The following is a 16,471-nucleotide window of genomic DNA, read 5'->3' on the forward strand; positions in this document are numbered from 1 at the left end:
ACCCTCGCCAGCGCCTACGGCGAACAACCCTGGTTCGGCGACCCGTTCAGCCCCTACACCAACAACCCCAACACCGCCCCCATCGACACCCACTCGCTGGTGGCCATGGTCGCCCCCCGCGGCCTGTTCATCATGGACAACCCCCACATCGCCAACCTCGGCCCCCGCTCCGCCAGCGTCGCCGCACTCGGCGGAGCCGAGGTCTACAAAGCCCTCGGCGCCCAGAACAACCTGCTCTACCACTCCAACGTCACCGACGGAAACCACTGCGCCAACCGCACCGAATGGCGCACCCCCCTCACCCAGGCCATCGGCAGATTCCTCCGCAACACCGGCACCTTCACCGGCGGCATCACCATGCACACCAAAGCCACCGGCAACCTCACCCAATGGCGCGACTGGACCACCCCCACCCTCACCGACGGCCCCACCAGCACCACCACAACCGGCGACACCACCACGACCACCACGACCACGACGCAGCAGCCAGGCCCGGGCACCACCCTGGCCACGGCGGCGAACCGGACCGGTCGCTACTTCGGCACCGCGGTCGCGGCGAACAAGCTGGGCGACTCGACGTACGTCGGGGTCCTGAACCGCGAGTTCGACATGGTCACGGCCGAGAACGAGATGAAGATCGACGCGACCGAGCCGTCGCAGGGGCAGTTCAACTACACCAACGGCGACCGGATCGTGAACCAGGCCACCGGCCAGGGCAAGCGGGTGCGCGGCCACACGCTGGCGTGGCACTCGCAGCAGCCGGGCTGGATGCAGAACATGTCCGGGTCGGCGTTGCGCTCGGCGATGCTCAACCACGTCACGCAGGTGGCGACCCACTACCGGGGCAAGATCTACGCGTGGGACGTGGTGAACGAGGCGTTCCAGGACGGTAGTTCCGGTGCGCGTCGTGACTCGAACCTGCAGCGGACGGGCAACGACTGGATCGAGGCGGCGTTCCGCGCGGCGCGGGCGGCCGACCCGGGTGCGAAGCTCTGCTACAACGACTACAACACCGACGACTGGACGCACGCGAAGACCCAGGCGGTGTACCGGTTGGTGCAGGACTTCAAGCAGCGCGGCGTGCCGATCGACTGCGTCGGCCTGCAGTCGCACTTCAACAGCCAGAGCCCGGTGCCGGGCAACTACCAGACCACGCTGTCGAGCTTCGCGGCGCTGGGTGTGGACGTGCAGATCACCGAGCTGGACATCGAGGGCTCCGGCTCGGCGCAGGCGGCGAACTACGAGCGCGTGGTGAAGGCCTGCCTGGCCGTCGCCCGCTGCACCGGCATCACGGTGTGGGGCATCCGCGACACCGACTCGTGGCGCGCCTCGGGCACCCCGTTGCTGTTCGACGGCTCGGGCAACAAGAAGGCCGCGTACACCTCGACGCTCAACGCCCTCAACGGCGGTGTCGTGCCGACGTCCACCACCACGACGACGGCCACGACCGGCACCACGACGACGACCACCAGCCAGCCCGGCGGCAGCTGCACCGCGACGTACTCGGAGGGTACGAAGTGGAGTGACCGCTTCAACGGCCAGGTGACCGTCACGGGGACCGACAACTGGGTGGTGACGGTGACGGTGAGCCCGCCGCAGAAGATCATCGCCACCTGGAACACGAGTGTCAGCTGGGACAGCAGCGGCAACGTGATGACGGCCCGTCCCAACGGCAACGGCAACGTGTTCGGCTTCACCATCCAGCACGGGGGCAACTGGAACTGGCCCAGCCTGACCTGCCGCACCGGCTGACGGTTCGGGGACAGGGGAGGCCCGGCGCGTGTTGCCGGGCCTCCGCGCCCAGCCGGCCTCGGTGGCTCCCTCGCGGGCGTCGACGGCCGGACCCGGCAGGTCCGGCCCTCGACAGCGGTGCCTAGCGGATCCGGCCGAGGCGGAGGAAGACGGATTCGCCCGGAGCGTCCTCCACGCCGTCGTTGTCGACCACGGCGACCAGGCGGCGCAACGGGCCGTCGCCGACGACCGCCAGTCCCTCCGGCTTGTCGTGCGCGGTGGCGCCGCCGGCGGTCAGGGTCGGCAGCAGGTCGCGCGCCTCGGTCTTCGCGGCCGGCGGCTTGGCCTGGCCGGCGGCGACGGTGGCGAGGCCGGAGATGTCCACCCGGTAGACCTTCTTGGTCACCGCCGCGTCACCGCGCTGGTTGTCGCGTTCCAGCACGAGCAGCGTGCGGTCGTCCAGCGCGGTCACCTCCGACAGCCCCACCCAGCCGACCGCCGTGGCGTCGAGCGGGTACGCCGCGAACGACCACTGACCCGTCGCGGGGGTGAAGCGGGCCAGGGTCGCCTGGCCGCGCGGGTCGCCCTTCCACTCCCGCTGCACCGCCAGCCACACCTGCTCGCCGTCACCGCGCCCGGTGGTCGTCACGCCCTCGAAGCCGTTGCTCGTGGCCGTCGCCGCGACTTCGGCCGGCAGCGGCACCTCCCGCACGACCGCACCGGACCCGGACACCTCGACCAGCAGGTTCGGCCGCGCCTTCCCGTCGCCCTCGGCGGCCACCCAGTAGCCGCCGCCCCGCCGCGCGGCGATGCCCTCGCCGTCGTAGTCCACCGGCTGCCCGCCCTTGGTCAGGGTCAGCTCGGCGCGCACGCGGGCCGGCGCGGACAGGGTGTCGATCGTCAGCACGCGGGTCGGGCGGTACGCCGAGTCGGTGATGGCCACGACGTCACGGCTGTCGCCCGGGATGCCCGACAACCCCGACAGCGCGCCGAACCCGATGCCGTCGGACACGATCGAGGGCGTGCCCTCGTTGCGCGCCAACGCCACGGCCAACGGCGTGCGGGTCAGGCGGTAGGAGGTCAGCGAGGACCGGACGCCGTCCTCGGCGGAGTCCTCCTCGGCCGACACGACCAGCGTGCCGGTCGCCGGGATCGGCAGCAGGCCCTCCGGGCCGACACCGGTCGGCAACGCCTGCACGAAGCGTGGCCGGCGCGGGTCGTCCACGTCGTAGACGGCGACCAGGTTGGCGCGCTCCAGGCCGACGAACGCGTACCGGTGCCGACCGAAGGACGCCACGGCCAACCCCTCCGGCTCGACGCCCTTGTTGTCCGAACGGCCGTCGGGGTACTGGCCCTGGCGGATCGCCACCCGCTGGAGCTCGTCGCCCGAGGAGAACACGACCCGGCCCGACGCCGCGTCGAACACCGTCCACGTGCGCGACCCGCCCCGGTAGTCGCCCTCGTCGGCGGTGCCGAGCGTGCGGTCGTCCAGCCAGGCCACCGCGTCGGGCTCGCGGGCCGCGGTGATCGTCCCGGTCGGGTCGATCCGGCCGTCGTCGGCGACGTCGACGCCCCCGACCGTCACCGTGCCCGCCGGGAAGTGGTTCACCACCTTCGCCGAACGCAGGTCGACCACCGCGATGTGGTTGTTCTCCTGCAGCGTCACGGCGGCCTGGCCCCGCCCGTTGACGCTGACGTACTCCGGTTCCGGGTCGTCCGGCGCGACCTCGGCGAGACCGGTGAGGGCGACCCGGCGCTGCGTCCACGACCCGGGGCTGCCCGCGAGGTCGACGACGGCGAGGAAGCCGGCCGGCGCCTGCGGGATCGCGCCGTCGGCGACGTCCTCGTCACGCTGGTTCTCGATGGCCACGGCGGCGTGCCGCCCGTCGGGCGAGACGTCGATCGAGTCCGGCTGCCCGCCCAGGTCGTGCGTGGCCACGACCGCCTTGGCGTCCAGGTCGACCACCACCAGCACGCCCGACGGCGCGGTGAACGACGCGGAGGTGTCGACCGCGACCAGCGCCAGCCGGCCGAGGACGTCCACCGACGTGGGCTCGCCCGGCACGCCCAGCACGCCGGCGGGGGAGAGCGCGCCGTCCCGGCCGACGGCGGCGAACCCGATCCGCCCGGCGGGGGAGTCGGTGTAGACGACGGTCCGGCCGTCCGCCGTGGCCGCCGCGATCTCGGCGGCGGTGTGCTCGCCGACCGAGCCGTTGGCGAACACGGACAGGGTGTCGACCCGCTGGAACCGCTCGGGCGGCGTCGCCGCCGCGGCCGACGACAGGAGCGACATGGTCACCCCGCACACCACCAGACCTGCGACAACACGAACCGGACGGCTCACGGGGCCTCCAACCTCGACGACGGCGCGCGCTTTGTAACCCATCGAGGCGTCGCCCGGGTGAACGCCGGGTGGCGAGCGACCGCACCGTCGCGTGGCGGGTCGTCCTAGTGGCCGCGGGCCTCCATGACCAGCAGCATCAGCGAGAGCAGGAGTTGCAGGACGGCGACGGACGTGCCCGTGACCGCGGTCCAGTCCAGCCGGTACTCGGTCTTGGTGCCCATCGACAGCGCGCCGCAGGCCACCGCCCCGACCGCCAGGACGGTGCCGCCGGCCGGGATCGGCCAGCTGAGCACTGCGAGGCACAGCGAGATCGGCCCGAGCCAGGCGTCCTTGCCCGGTCGGTCTTTGGCGGGGAGCTGCCGCATCATGCCGTCCATGGTGCCGTGACCCGGATCTCCCGGGCGCACCGCCACCGCCGCGCCGCGTTCGTCACAGCCACCGGTTGCGCTTGAACAGGCGGTACAGGATCAGGCACGCGGCCAGCGTCACCGACAGCACGAACGGGTAGCCGTACTGCCAGCGCAGTTCCGGCATGTGGTCGAAGTTCATGCCGTAGACGCCCACCACCATGGTCGGCACGGCGATGATCGCCACCCACGCGGAGATCCTGCGCATGTCGTTGTTCTGCCGCAACGACACCTTGGCCAAGGTCGCGTTGACCAGCGTGGTCAGCATCTCGTCGAAGGCGACGACGCGTTCCGCGGCGGCGGTGAGGTGGTCGTCGACGTTGCGGAAGTAGGACCGGATCTCGTCCGGCACGAGCGGGCCGCACGCGCCCTCGCTGAGCTTGCGCAGCGGGGCCGCCAGCGGCATCACCGCCCGCCGCAGCTCCATGATCTCCCGCTTGACCAGGTACATCTGCTCGACGCCGATCTCGCTGCGCGGCGCGAACACCGCGGTCTCGACCAGGTCGATGTCGCCCTCGAACGCCTCGATCACCTCGCGGTAGCCGTCGACCACGCGGTCGGCGATCTCGTGCAGCACCATCGCGGGCCCCGCCGCCAGCAGGTGCGGCGCGGCCTCCAGTTGGCGGCGCACGTCACCCAGCCCCGAGTGGTGGCCGTGGCGGACCGTGATCACGTAGTCGCGGCCGAGGAACACCATGATCTCCCCGGACTCCACGATCTCGTTCGCCGTCGTCGGCGACTCGTGCTCCACGAACCGCAGGGTCTTGAGCACCATGAACAGGTTGTCGTCGTAGCGGTCGAGCTTGGGGCGCTGGTGGGCGTGCACGGCGTCCTCGACGGCGAGCTCGTGCAGCCCGAACGCCTCGGCGACCTCGTGGATGTGCTCCTCGTCCGGCTGGAACAGCCCGACCCAGACGAACCCGCCGCCGCGCGACCGGACCTCGGCGGCGGCGTCGGCGGGCGACAGGTCACCGGGCAGCCGCACGCCGTCGACGTAGACCGCGCACGCCACCACGGCGTCCCGCTTCACGTCCGCTACCTCTCCGGGGACGCCGTCGGCGGCAGGGCTCACCATGCAGATCATCCTGCCGCACCCCGTGACCGGACGGGTGACGCAGGGGAATGCGCGTTCGAATCGCGTCGACGGCGGGTTCGGGTGCGGCAGGGTCGCGGCGCTCACCTTCGTGCCCGCGCTCGCACTGGGTCCCGTCGCGGGGGCCCTGCCGTGATCGCAGGGTGTCCACAGCGGACTGTTTCGGTGATCTCCGGGTCCTGTCCCGCCACGGCGGGACAGGGCCTGACGGTCATTCGGTTGCGATGTTAGGGATCGTTCCCTAACGTCCGGCGTTGTACGCCGAATCCGTGAACAAGACCTTGGGGGACCCACATGAGTGCAGACACGCGAACCGGCCTGAGCCGGTCGCGCACCAACCTGGCGCTGAGCGCGTTGTTCTTCGGCACGTTCGTGATGGGCAGCGCCGAGCTGATCGTGGTCGGCGTGCTGAACCTCATCGCCGACGACCTGAACGTCTCGGTCGGGACCGCCGGCGGCCTCGTCACCAGCTACGCGCTGGGCATCTCGATCGGCGGACCGGTGCTGACCGCCCTCACGATCAGGTTCGCCCGCAGGCGGCTGCTCCAGGTCTCGTTGGCCGCGTACGTCCTGGTCAACGCCATCGCGGTGATGGCGACGAGCTTCGGCCTGCTGCTCGTCGCACGCGTGCTCGCCGGCTCGCTGCACGGCCTGTTCATCGGGGTGGCCTTCGCGGTCGGCGCGGGCATGATGCCGCCGGAGAAGATGGGCAAGGCGATCTCGTTCGTCTTCGGCGGCACGGCCGTCTCCACCGCGCTCGGCGTCCCGCTCGGCACCCTGATCGGCCAGAGCCGCGGCTGGGAGGCGTCGTTCGTCGCGATCGTCCTCGCCGGGGTGCTCACGCTGGCGCTGGCCGTGGCGGTCATCCCGACCGTGCCCCACTCGGGTATCGGCGGCTTCGGGGCGCAGGCCAGGCACGCGTTCGCGCCGAAGGTCCTGGCCCTGCTCGGCCTCGGCTTCCTGATCATGGGCGGCCAGTTCGCCGGCCTGACGTTCATCCAGCCGTTCCTGGCCGACGTCACGGGCGTCTCCGGCGGCACGATCGCGCTCTTCCTGCTGGTGTACGGCGTCGCCAACGCCCTCGGCACGTTCGCGGGCGGTGCGGCAGCGGACCGGAACGCGGGCGGCACGATCATCGTCGGCGGCGTCGTCCTGGTGCTCGCCCTCGCCGCGCTGTACTTCCTCGGGTCGAACCCCGTGATCACCGCGATCGCGCTGTTCGTGTGGGGGGTCGTCGGCTTCGGCATCGTCCCGTCGATCCAGCACCGGGTGGTCGGCCTCGCCGGTCCGGGCCGCGACCTGGCGGCCACCCTGCCCGCGTCCGCGGTCACCCTGGGCATCGCGATCGGCGCCGCGGTCGGCGGGTCGGCGGTCGGCGGCGGCTCGGACGGCCCGGTGCTCGTCTCGCTGATCGTCTGCGCGGCCGGCGTCGTGGTGGCCTGGGCGACCAGCCGCCTCGAGCGCACTCCCGAAGCGGTGACGACCCAGGCGACCTGAACGGGTGGTTTCCGGTCACCGTCACGGAGCGGGGACGTTAAGTTGCCGGGTGTGAAGAGATCCGTTTGGGTAGTCGTGCTCGCGCTGGTGGCAGGGTTGGTCACGCCGGTGCCGGCGATGGCGGAGGTGCGGTCGCCGGCGGAGTGCGCGGCGTCGTTGGACTGCACGGCGGCCGAGATCGACCGGATGGCGATGGCGGACCGGTTGCAGTTCCTCCGGTTGGTGCAGAGCGGTCCCGCCGCGGGGCTGGGCGCGGCGGACCGCTGGCGCAACATCGAGGGCGTGCTCTCGTTCTTCCGCGATCACGGGCTCGGCGCGCCGGGCACGTGGGTCTCGCACGTCGACGCGGGGATCCTGGAGGGGATCGAACGCGGCGTCGCGCTCGCGCTCGGTCGCTCGACCGACGGCTTCGGCAACCCCGGCTCGGCGCGGTGGGCCGACTACCTGACCCGGCTGCACCGGGGTGAGCTGACCGTCCGCAACGTCCACGACCGGGCGTGGAGCGAAGCCGAGCAGGCCTCGACCGACCACGGCGCCGCGGTCGCCGAGCAGGTGCACGGGGTCGCGCCGACGGCGGTGGAGCGCCGGTTCTTCCTGTTCTCGGAGTTCTACCGGTGGGCCCTGCGCAACCGCCCGGTGGTGCTGGACCTGCTGCTGGTCTACGCCGCGCTGCTCAACCCGGTGCTGGTCGTGCGGCGCGTGCCGTTCCTGGACTGGTTGACCGACGTGCGCGAGTCGGTGCCGTCGCGCAAGGGGTCCGAGATCGCGTACGCCTACGCGCAGCTCGACCCGGTCAACGGGGGGATCGGCACCGTCGACCTCCTGCTCGCCTACATCCCGGAGCTGTACGAGGAGTTCGAGGCCACCCGTTAGGGACGCGGGACGCGGCTGAGCGCCGTGTCGATCACCTCCCGGCTGTCCACCAGCAACGCTTCCGCCGCGGTGCGGCCCGTCGTGGCCAGGTAGGCGTCCACGAGCCGGTTGCCGACGGCGTAGCCGGCGCCGGTGGGCAGCCCCACGGGGGTCGCGCCGTAGCGGGCGGCGGCTTCGTCACCGTGCACCCACGCGGTGAAGTTCTGCATCCCCGTCACCGCGAGGCCGGAGACGACCTTGGCGAACACCGCGTCGTCGTGCAGGTGCGGCACGCCGATGCGGGCGAGCCCCAGCTCGTCGCCGTACAGCTGGCGGGCGAACGCGTCGGCGAGCCCTTCGGACACCACGTGCTCGCCCACGGTGACCGTCGCCGGGTCCCACACGACGGCGCCGGGACCGTAGCGGAGGTTGTGGTTGAGCTCGTGCACCGCGGTCGCCTCCAGCCGCGCCAGGTTCTCCGGGTAGGGCCAGAAGTTCAGGAACACGTGGCCGGGCACGCTGCCGTTCGCCGTCATGCCCAGGTTCGGGCCCATGAAGTGCGCGTCCCCGGGATCGCCGAGCACGACGAGCACGGTGATGTCCGGCACCGCGAGGCCCGGGGTCGCCGCGAGCTGCACGGCGAGGGCGTCGCGCAGGGCGCGCTCGATCCGGCGCCACGCGTCGGCGTCGTGCAGCGCCTCCAACGCCTCCAGGCACCGTTCCTCGTCGCGGTCGATCGGGAACCCGGAGCTCATCACGTGCATCGCGACGAGGTCGACCTCGCCGGGGAAGTACCGGTACATGCCCGCGGCCGGTTCGAGCATGGCCTCGAGCAGCCCGGGCCGGTCGGTTCGCGGCGACCGCAGGATCTCGCGCATGGCGGGGTAGGTGTCGAGGACCGTGATCGTCATGTCCGGGGACGCTAGGCGTTCCACCGACTGGAAGTTCAAGCCCGCACGGCCGCGGCGGGCCCGCCGCGGCTTCCGCGTGGCGTCGAACTCGCTGATCACGCCGTGCAGGGCAGGCCCTTCCGCCGCGGTGACGTGCGGGGTGCCGGCTCAGGACGGCTTGGCGCCCACCGGGTCCGGCACGCCGGCGTCCACCTCGTCCGGCGCGGTCTCGTCCAGGAAGCCGCCGGACTGGTGGCGCCACAGCTTCGCGTACGAGCCGTCCGCGTCCAGCAGTTCGGCGTGCGTGCCCTGTTCCACGATCCCGCCCCGGTCCAGCACGACCAGCCGGTCCATCCGCACGACGGTGCTCAGCCGGTGCGCGACGACGAGCGCCGTGCGGCCCTCCATGAGCCGCCACAGCGCTTCCTGGACCAGCACCTCGCTCTCCGAGTCCAACGCGCTGGTCGCCTCGTCCAGCAGCAGGATCGGCGCGTCGCGCAGGATCGCGCGGGCCAGCGCGACCCGTTGCCGCTGCCCGCCGGACAGCTTGACCCCGCGTTCGCCGACCATCGTGTCGAACCCGTCGGGCAGCGCCTCCGCGAACTCCGTCACGTGGGCGGCGTGGGCGGCGCGCAGGATCTCGGCGTCGGTCGCGCCCGGTCGGGCGAAGGCGATGTTCTCCCGGAGCGTCCGGTGGAACATGGCCGGGTCCTGGGGCACGTACGCGACGAGGCCGCGCAGGTCCGCCTGGCGCAGGCGCGCGATGTCCTGGCCGCCGATGAGGATCCGACCCTCGTCGACGTCCATCAGCCGCAGCAGCAACCGGGTGAGCGTGGTCTTGCCGCCGCCGGAGCGGCCGACCAACCCGATCCGCGTGCCCGCCGGCACGTCCAGGTCCAAGCCGGTGAACAACGGCTTGTTGCCGCCGTGCGCGAACACCACGTGGTCGAACCGGACGCGGGAGTCCTCGACCTGCAGCGGCTCGGGTTCCTCCGGGTCGAGCACGGTCGGCTCGTCGAGCAGCAGTTCGGTGAACTGCGCGGCCTCGGTGAGCGCGCTCTCGACCCGCCGGTAGATCTGGTTGAACTCGAACATGATCCGCGTCGCGTTGGAGAAGTACGCGAACGTCACCACGATCGCCTCCACGCCGAGCCCGCCGCTGACCCCGACGGCGACCGCGAGGCCGAGCGCGTTGGTCAGCACGGACAGCGGCGCGACCAGGGCGTCGATGCGCAGGTTGCCGTAGTCCCACGACCGCAGCGCCAGCACCCGGGTCTCGGCGGCCCGGGTCCGGTGCTCCGCGCTCTCGCGCTCCTCGGCGGCGAACGCCCGCACCGTCTCCATGTTCATCAACGTGTCGGCGACGTGGCCGGACAGCCGCGCGTAGGCGGCCTCCCGCTCGGCGACCAAGCGCTGGCGACGGCGGATGAGCGGCGCGACCACGAATCCCGTGACGACTATCAGGCCGAGCAGCACCAGGACGAGCAGGGGGTGGAAGCTCCACAGCACCACGCACGCGAAACCCAGCGGGATGAGGTTGGCGACGATCTTGAACGCCACCGTGTCGACGAACTCCTCGAAGCGCGACGCGAAGCTCAGCACGCGCTTGGTGAGGGAGCCCGCGAAGTTGTCGTGGAAGAACGCCGCGTCCTTGGCGAGCAGCGCGTCCATGCCCAGGACGGACAGGTGCTCGATCCCGCGTCCGTCGGTGCGGTTGAGGCAGTGCACGCCGATGCGCCACAGCAACTCGGCGAAGAGCATCAGACCCGCGAAGACCAGCAGGTACGGGAGCACGGTGGTGAAGCCGGTGTCGCCGCCCCGCGCGAGGTGACCCGCGAGCGCGCCGACCGCCAGCGGCGTCAGGTAGAGCAGGCAGGTGTTGCCCAGCGCGGGCAGCACGAGCGCGCCCGCGGCGAGCAACCGGTGCCGCCGCAACTCCCGCCCGTACAGGCGCAGGGCGAGCAGCACCGCGTTTTTTCGTTTGTTGACGGGTTTTCCGGACCTTGGCGCGGCCATCCGACTCCTTCCGGGGGCACCTCGGAGTTGTCGATGTTGCCCCACCGGACCGGGTGACGGCGATCGATTAACGGCCACCTGTCCCGCCGGGCGCCCCGGAATTCCTTCTGTATCAACGGTTTTGCGGCCGATGTGAAATCCGGGGACCACCGCCCGCGCCGAGTGCCGGCACGGGCGGTGGCGGGATCAGCGGCGCGTGCAGCGGTAGCTCGACGCGACCGCGGGATCACCGTGCCCGCGGTACCGCGAGACCTGCGGGTACGCGCAGAGGTCGCGGGTCCGGCTGCCGTCGGCGGTCGCCGCGGGCAGGGTCGACGGCGCCCGGCCGTGCTCGACCCAGTCCACCAGCGCGCCGAGCGGGTTCGTCGGCGCCGGGCCCGAGCCGCCGCCGCAGTGCTCCACGCCGGGTGCGAGGAAGAGGCGGTAGAAGTCGTTCACGCGGTCGGCGCCGCCCAGCCGCCGTTCCACCCGGTCGCGGTAGGCGATCGTGCCGCCGGGCGGGATCAGCTGATCGGCCGTGCCGACGAAGGTGAGGAGCTTCCCGCCCGCCCGCCGGAACCCGCCGAGGTCCGGGTCCGACGTGCCGATGACGTCGTCGTACTCGCGCACCGACTGGTGGAACAGCTCGGTGAACCGCTCGTAGGTGATGGTGGAGGTGTCGAACCCGGGCTGCTTGGCCAGGAAGCTCCGCACCCACGCGACGGCGACCGGGAACCCCGGTGCGGACGGCACGCCGTTCTCGTCGTGCTCCGTCCTGGCCAGCCAGGCGAAGTCCGCGCCCTTCGGCAGCCCCGACCACAGGCTCCGGCCGCGGGGGTCGGTCGGGCCGGCCCAGATCTTGCGCACGACCTCCGCGTCCTCGGCCGTCACGGTGACCTCCTCGCCGGCGCAGAGCACCGTGGCGCCCACCAGCGCGCGGGGGTCGTAGCCGCAGTCCGCCGGCTGGTCGGTGACGCCGTCGGTGACGCCGTCGTGCGGGTCGCAGGCCGCGATCGCCGCCCGGCGGAACGCGGTGAGGACGCAGTCGCCCGGGAAGTGGCGGTCGTTGTGCATCACGGTCTGCGGCCACAGGGTCGCGACCGCGAACCGCGTCCAGTCGACCGCCGGCGCGTTCGCCAGGACGCCGTCGAAGTCGCGCGGGTGCTCCTGCGCTTCCGCGTAGCCCTGCCGACCGCCGGTCGAGCAGCCGTTCCAGTACGAGTACGACACGGGACGGCCGTAGAACGCCCGCGCCACCGCCTTGCCGATCACCGCGGACTCGTGCGCTGAGCGGGTCGCGAAGTTCGTCAGCAGCGTCGTGTCGACCTCGCCGCCGGCGGTCAGGGCCCAGCCGGTGTCCAGGGGGTTCGACGACACGCCGGCGTCGGTGGTCACGCCCGCGTAGCCGTCCTTGACCGCCTGGACCAGCGGCGCGCCGAAGTCGCCCGCGGCGTACGCGCTGCCGCCGACGGCCTGCAGGCGGCCGGTCCAGCCGGTGCCCGGCAGGGCCACCGCGACCGTGACGTGGTCGTTCCCGTCGTGGGTGAGGGTGACCGTGACCTGGCAGTACGGCGGCACGTCCGAGATGGGCGCGGGCGCGGAGAACGGCGTCTGCGGGAACGTGACGGTGCCGCCGGGGTGGTGCTCGGCCCGCACGGACTCGATCCGCGCGCCCGCCGGAGCGGAGACGGGGACCGGGGCGCACGTGGCGTCGCCGTCCGCCGTGCCCGCGGGTTCGGCGGACGCCGGCACCACGAGCAGGGCCGGCGCCAGGGCGGCCAAGACGAGTTTCGTCCAGAGTCTCATCGACTTCCTCAGTGGTTTCGTGACCCGGGAAATGGGGTCAGGAGCGCGCTCGCACGAGAGGTGCGAGCGGTGAGGGAGTCGTCGAGCCCGTGACCGGGCCCGTCCGAGTGACGACCGGAGCACCTTGGCACGGCTGTTCGCAACCTGTCAAGACGGTTATTGATTGGCGCACGTATTCGTCACCTGTCAGACTGGTTACGTGGAGCACGCCTTCCCCTGCGGGGACCCCGCGCTGGATTTCGCGGGCACCCTCCGGGCCCGCCGGAGCCCTGCGCCGCGCGACGTGCTGGGCACACCGCGCGCCCTCGACGCGTGGTTCGTCGAGGCCGGGGTGGCCGACACGGCGCCGGGCAGTGCCGCGGCCGACCTCGCTGCGGCGGTCGCCCTCCGCGAGTCGATCTACGTCCTGGTGCGGGGCCGGATCGTGGGGGAGCACGACGACCCCGCGTCGGTCGACCTGCTCAACCGGGTGGCGGCCGTCCCGCCGGTGGTGCCCCGGCTCGTGCCGGACGGGCTGGTGCTCACGGCGACGCCGGAGCAGGCGCTGTCCTCCGTGGCCCGGCACGCGATCGGGATCCTCGGCGGCCCAGCGGCCGACCTGCTCAAGGAGTGCGGCCGCCCGGAGTGCACGCAGGTCTACGTCGACTCGTCGCGCGGCTTCCGCCGGGAGTGGTGCGCGATGGCCACGTGCGGCAACAAGATGAAGGCGCTGGCGCACCGCGCGCGGCTGCGCGGCAACCCGCCGCTGCGCCCGTCACGGCTGGCGGCCGGGTGATGCCACTGGCGGGGAGGGACGCCGAGCTGAAGGCCCTGGCCGAGCTGGTGGACGGTCCGGTGGGCCGTGGTGGCGTGCTCCTGCGCGGTGAAGCGGGTATCGGCAAGTCGGCGCTCGTGGCGGAATCCGTCGCCGCGGCCTCGATCGCCGGGCTGCGCGTGCTGGTGACGACGGGGGCGGAGGCCGAGCGGAACCTCCCCTACGCCGGGCTGCACCAACTGCTGTACCCGGTGCGGGCGGGTGTGGCGGGGCTGCCCGGTCCGCAGCGGGACGCGCTGCGCACCGCCCTCGGGCTCGCCGACGGCCCGGAACCGGGCGCCTACCTCGTCGGTCTGGCCGCGTTGACCCTGCTGGCCGAGGAGTCAGGGCACCGGCCGCTGCTGGTCGTCGCCGAGGACGTGCACTGGCTCGACCGCGCGAGCCTCGACGTGCTCGCCTTCGTGGCGCGCCGGATCGAGTCCGAGCCGGTCGTGCTGCTCGCGACGTTGCGGGACGGTGAGCCCTCGCCGTTGCTGGACGCCGGGTTGTGCCTGATGACCGTCGGTCGGCTGGCGGACGAGGTCGCGGCCGGTGTGCTGGACTCGGTCGCGCCCGGCCTCACGCCGGTGGCGCGGGAGCGGGTGCTGGCCCAGGCGGCGGGCAACCCGCTGGCGCTGGTCGAGCTGCCCGCGGTGGCGGAACCGGCCGGGCCGGACCCGGTGCTGCCGCTGACCGACCGGCTGCACCGCGCCTTCACCGCGCGGGTCGCCGCCCTGCCCGCGCCCACCCGCACCGCGCTGCTGGTGGCGGCGCTGAACCAGAGCGACCTGGTCCCCGAGACCCTGGAGGCCACCGGCCTGCTCCTGGGTTCGGCGGCCGGGTCGGAGGTGGTCGCCGCGGGTGGCGGGTCTCCGGTGGCCTCGGGTCTGCTGTCGGGTTCGGCGGCAGGGCCGGACGTGGTTGCGCCGGACGCGGGGTCGGCGGCAGGGCCGGGAACCCCCGCGCCGGGCACCCTCACGTCGGACATCCTCGCGCCCGCCATCGAGTCCCGGTTGATCGAGCTCGACGGCCCGGTGTCGACCTTCCGCCATCCCCTGATCCGCGCGGCCGTGCCCGCGGCGGCGACATTCGACGAACGCCGACAGGCGCACCTGGCGCTCGCCGAGACCCTCGTCGCCCACCCGGACCGCCGGGCCTGGCACCGGGCCGCCGCGACCTGCGGCACGGACGAGGACGTGGCGACCGAGCTGGAGCAGGCGGCCGAACGCGCCCGGCGTCGGGGTGGGCTCGCCGCCGCCGTGGCCGCGTTGGAGCGGGCGGCCCGGCTGAGCGGGTCGCGGTCCGGGCGGGCGGTCCGGCTGCTGCGCGCCGCCGAACTGGCGGTCGAGGTAGGCCGCCGCGACACCGCCGAACGGCTGGTGCGCGACGCACAGGCTCTGGACCTCACGCCGCGCCGGCGTGCCACCGCAGGCTGGGTGCTCAGCGGCTTCGAGGACGGCGTCCGCGAAGACGTCTCGCGCGTGGCGGAACTGGGCGGGCTGGCCGCCTCGGTCGCCGACGACGGCCAGGTCGACACCGCCGCCCGGATCCTGTGGGGCGCCGCCATGCGCTGCTTCTGGGTCGAACCGGGCCCGGACGCGCGCCGTTCGCTGCTGGAGGTCGCGGAGCGGCTGCCGGTCGGCGCGGACGAACCCGCCATGATCGCCATCACCGCCTACGTCGCGCCCTTCGAACGGGGTGACGCCGTGCTGGCCGAGCTGCGCGCCCTGGCCGGCGCCACCGGCACGGACCCGGAGGTCGACCGGTACCTGGGCAGCGCGTCCCTGCAAGTCGGCGCGTTCGACCTGGCGGCACGGTTCTCCGCCGCGGCGACGCCGGGGCTGCGTGCCCAAGGCCGCCTCGGGCTGCTGGCCAGGGCCCTGGCCGTGGAGGCGTGGTGCCGGACCCGGCTCGGCGACGTGACCTCGGCCGCGCCGGTCGCGGCCGAGGCGGCGAACCTCGCCCGGGAAACCCGGCAGCCGTTCATGCACGGGCTGGCCACGGCCGTCCAGGCGGAGATCGCCGCGCTGCGCGGTGACCACGGACGGGCCGCGGCGCTGGCCGGCGAGGCGGAACGGGTCGGCCTCGCCGCGGGCGCCCGCCCGGTGCTGGCCACCGTGCGGCTCGCGACCGGGATCTCGGCCTCGGGCGAGGGCCGCTTCGAGGACGCGTTCGCGGACCTGAGCCGGCTGCACGACCCCGCCGACCCGTCCTACCACCTGGCCCTGCGCGCCTACTGCCTCCCCGAGCTGACCGAGGCGGCCGTGCGGGCCGGCCGGACCGACGCCGCGCGGGACATCGTGCGCGACCTGGAGCCGACCGCCGCGTCGACACCCTCGCCGGCGCTGCACATCGGGCTGCGCTACGCGCGTGCCGTGCTGGCGCCCAACGACGAGGCGGAGCCGCTGTTCACGGCCGCGCTGCGCGCCGACCTGACCGGGTGGCCGGCCGAACGGGGCCGCCTGCACCTGGCGTTCGGCGAGTGGCTGCGCCGGCAACGGCGGGTGGTGGAGTCCCGGACGCACCTGCGCGCCGCCAGGGACACCTCCGACGCGCTCGGCCTGACCGCGTGGGGCGAACGGGCCCGCCGTGAGCTGCGCGGCGCGGGGGAGTCGAGCCCGAACCGGGACCCGGACGCGCGGGAGAGGCTGACACCGCACGAGTTGGGCATCGCGCGGCTGGCCGCCGAGGGCCTGACCAACCGGGAGATCGGGCAACGGCTGTTCCTGTCGCACCGGACCGTCGGCACCCACCTGCACCGGATCTTCCCGAAGCTGGGCGTGACCTCCCGCGCCGACCTGGGCGAGGCGCTCGACGCGCTGCGGTGACGTACACCGGCAGCGTCACCCGACGGTCGCGGCGGCCCGCGCGGCGCACCTAGCGTCGCCGTCGTCCACGGTGAGACGGCACAGGGAGCCGGAGATGATCAGCAGGAGAACGTTCGGCCGGGTGGGGGGGGGGGGGGGGGGGGGGGCGGCGTTCCCCCTCCCCCCCCCCCCCCCCCCCCCCCCACCGGGCGGGGGAACCGGGGGCAACCCCCCCCTCTGTCTGCTGAAGGACATG

12 protein-coding genes and 1 pseudogene are annotated in these 16,471 nt (G+C 73.2%); 7 read left to right on the plus strand and 6 right to left on the minus strand.

Annotated features, from left to right (window positions below; genetic code table 11):
- Nucleotides 1-207 (plus strand): annotated as a pseudogene (locus tag ACZ7GX_RS39915) (glucuronyl esterase domain-containing protein); the annotation flags it as partial.
- 150 nt (nt 208-357) lie between these two features.
- Entirely contained in the window at nt 358-1,752 is a 1,395-nt protein-coding gene (locus ACZ7GX_RS39920) for a glycoside hydrolase family 10 protein (RefSeq protein ID WP_498785042.1), read from the plus strand.
- A gap of 121 nt (nt 1,753-1,873) precedes the next feature.
- Here ACZ7GX_RS39920 and ACZ7GX_RS39925 read toward each other — a convergent pair whose 3' ends face one another.
- The 3 genes from ACZ7GX_RS39925 to ACZ7GX_RS39935 form a co-directional block, all read right to left on the minus strand.
- Nucleotides 1,874-4,024 carry an esterase-like activity of phytase family protein gene (locus ACZ7GX_RS39925; RefSeq protein WP_498785044.1) on the minus strand — a complete coding sequence of 717 codons (2,151 nt, stop codon included), beginning with the start codon at nt 4,022-4,024 and terminating at the stop codon, nt 1,874-1,876.
- Nucleotides 4,025-4,179: 155 nt separating this feature from the next.
- Nucleotides 4,180-4,443: a hypothetical protein gene (locus ACZ7GX_RS39930; RefSeq protein ID WP_498784975.1), complete on the minus strand. Its 264-nt coding sequence runs from the start codon at nt 4,441-4,443 to the stop codon at nt 4,180-4,182.
- A gap of 61 nt (nt 4,444-4,504) precedes the next feature.
- Nucleotides 4,505-5,557 (minus strand): magnesium and cobalt transport protein CorA, encoded by a 1,053-nt coding sequence (locus ACZ7GX_RS39935; RefSeq protein WP_498784977.1) that lies wholly within the window; start codon nt 5,555-5,557, stop codon nt 4,505-4,507.
- On the opposite strand from ACZ7GX_RS39935, the gene ACZ7GX_RS39940 reads away from it, so the two are divergent.
- The 3 genes from ACZ7GX_RS39940 (at nt 5,556) to ACZ7GX_RS39950 (ending at nt 7,945) form a co-directional block, all read left to right on the plus strand.
- A complete protein-coding gene (locus tag ACZ7GX_RS39940) occupies nt 5,556-5,711 on the plus strand; it encodes a hypothetical protein (RefSeq protein WP_498784979.1) in 156 nt (51 codons plus the stop codon). The two genes, ACZ7GX_RS39935 and ACZ7GX_RS39940, sit on opposite strands and share 2 nt — an antisense overlap.
- 158 nt (nt 5,712-5,869) lie before the next feature.
- Nucleotides 5,870-7,072: an MFS transporter gene (locus tag ACZ7GX_RS39945; RefSeq protein WP_498784981.1), complete on the plus strand. Its 1,203-nt coding sequence runs from the start codon at nt 5,870-5,872 to the stop codon at nt 7,070-7,072.
- Nucleotides 7,073-7,123: 51 nt separating this feature from the next.
- Complete coding sequence (locus tag ACZ7GX_RS39950; RefSeq protein ID WP_498784983.1) at nt 7,124-7,945, plus strand: hypothetical protein; 822 nt, start codon at nt 7,124-7,126, stop codon at nt 7,943-7,945.
- Here ACZ7GX_RS39950 and ACZ7GX_RS39955 read toward each other — a convergent pair.
- The 3 genes from ACZ7GX_RS39955 to ACZ7GX_RS39965 form a co-directional block, all read right to left on the minus strand.
- Nucleotides 7,942-8,835, minus strand: coding sequence for a DUF2268 domain-containing putative Zn-dependent protease (locus ACZ7GX_RS39955; protein WP_498784985.1), 894 nt, complete (start codon nt 8,833-8,835; stop codon nt 7,942-7,944). The two genes, ACZ7GX_RS39950 and ACZ7GX_RS39955, sit on opposite strands and share 4 nt — an antisense overlap.
- A 147-nt stretch (nt 8,836-8,982) precedes the next feature.
- A complete protein-coding gene (locus ACZ7GX_RS39960) occupies nt 8,983-10,830 on the minus strand; it encodes an ABC transporter ATP-binding protein (protein WP_498784987.1) in 1,848 nt (615 codons plus the stop codon).
- 186 nt (nt 10,831-11,016) lie between these two features.
- Nucleotides 11,017-12,615 carry a tannase/feruloyl esterase family alpha/beta hydrolase gene (locus ACZ7GX_RS39965; RefSeq protein ID WP_498784990.1) on the minus strand — a complete coding sequence of 533 codons (1,599 nt, stop codon included), beginning with the start codon at nt 12,613-12,615 and terminating at the stop codon, nt 11,017-11,019.
- Between the two features lie 199 nt (nt 12,616-12,814).
- Here ACZ7GX_RS39965 and ACZ7GX_RS39970 point away from each other — a divergent pair, with 199 nt between their 5' ends.
- Both ACZ7GX_RS39970 and ACZ7GX_RS39975 read left to right on the plus strand, forming a co-directional pair.
- Nucleotides 12,815-13,390, plus strand: a complete 576-nt coding sequence (locus ACZ7GX_RS39970) for a CGNR zinc finger domain-containing protein (RefSeq protein ID WP_498784992.1) — start codon at nt 12,815-12,817, stop codon at nt 13,388-13,390.
- Nucleotides 13,390-16,236, plus strand: coding sequence for an ATP-binding protein (locus ACZ7GX_RS39975; protein WP_498784994.1), 2,847 nt, complete (start codon nt 13,390-13,392; stop codon nt 16,234-16,236). Before ACZ7GX_RS39970 ends, ACZ7GX_RS39975 begins: the two co-directional genes overlap by 1 nt.
- The last annotated feature ends 235 nt before the right edge of the window (nt 16,237-16,471 follow it).

This window comes from Actinosynnema sp. NPDC037264, from assembly GCF_055603705.1.

Excerpts from the sequence above, each read along its gene's own strand:
- ACZ7GX_RS39920 (WP_498785042.1), top strand. The coding sequence starts at position 358 with ATGCACACCAAAGCCACCGGCAACCTCACCCAATGGCGCGACTGGACC.
- ACZ7GX_RS39955 (WP_498784985.1), bottom strand. The coding sequence starts at position 8,835 with ATGACGATCACGGTCCTCGACACCTACCCCGCCATGCGCGAGATCCTG.
- ACZ7GX_RS39960 (WP_498784987.1), bottom strand. The coding sequence starts at position 10,830 with ATGGCCGCGCCAAGGTCCGGAAAACCCGTCAACAAACGAAAAAACGCG.
- ACZ7GX_RS39965 (WP_498784990.1), bottom strand. The coding sequence starts at position 12,615 with ATGAGACTCTGGACGAAACTCGTCTTGGCCGCCCTGGCGCCGGCCCTG.
- ACZ7GX_RS39945 (WP_498784981.1), top strand. The coding sequence starts at position 5,870 with ATGAGTGCAGACACGCGAACCGGCCTGAGCCGGTCGCGCACCAACCTG.
- ACZ7GX_RS39940 (WP_498784979.1), top strand. The coding sequence starts at position 5,556 with ATGCAGATCATCCTGCCGCACCCCGTGACCGGACGGGTGACGCAGGGG.
- ACZ7GX_RS39930 (WP_498784975.1), bottom strand. The coding sequence starts at position 4,443 with ATGATGCGGCAGCTCCCCGCCAAAGACCGACCGGGCAAGGACGCCTGG.
- ACZ7GX_RS39975 (WP_498784994.1), top strand. The coding sequence starts at position 13,390 with ATGCCACTGGCGGGGAGGGACGCCGAGCTGAAGGCCCTGGCCGAGCTG.
- ACZ7GX_RS39935 (WP_498784977.1), bottom strand. The coding sequence starts at position 5,557 with ATGGTGAGCCCTGCCGCCGACGGCGTCCCCGGAGAGGTAGCGGACGTG.
- ACZ7GX_RS39925 (WP_498785044.1), bottom strand. The coding sequence starts at position 4,024 with ATGTCGCTCCTGTCGTCGGCCGCGGCGGCGACGCCGCCCGAGCGGTTC.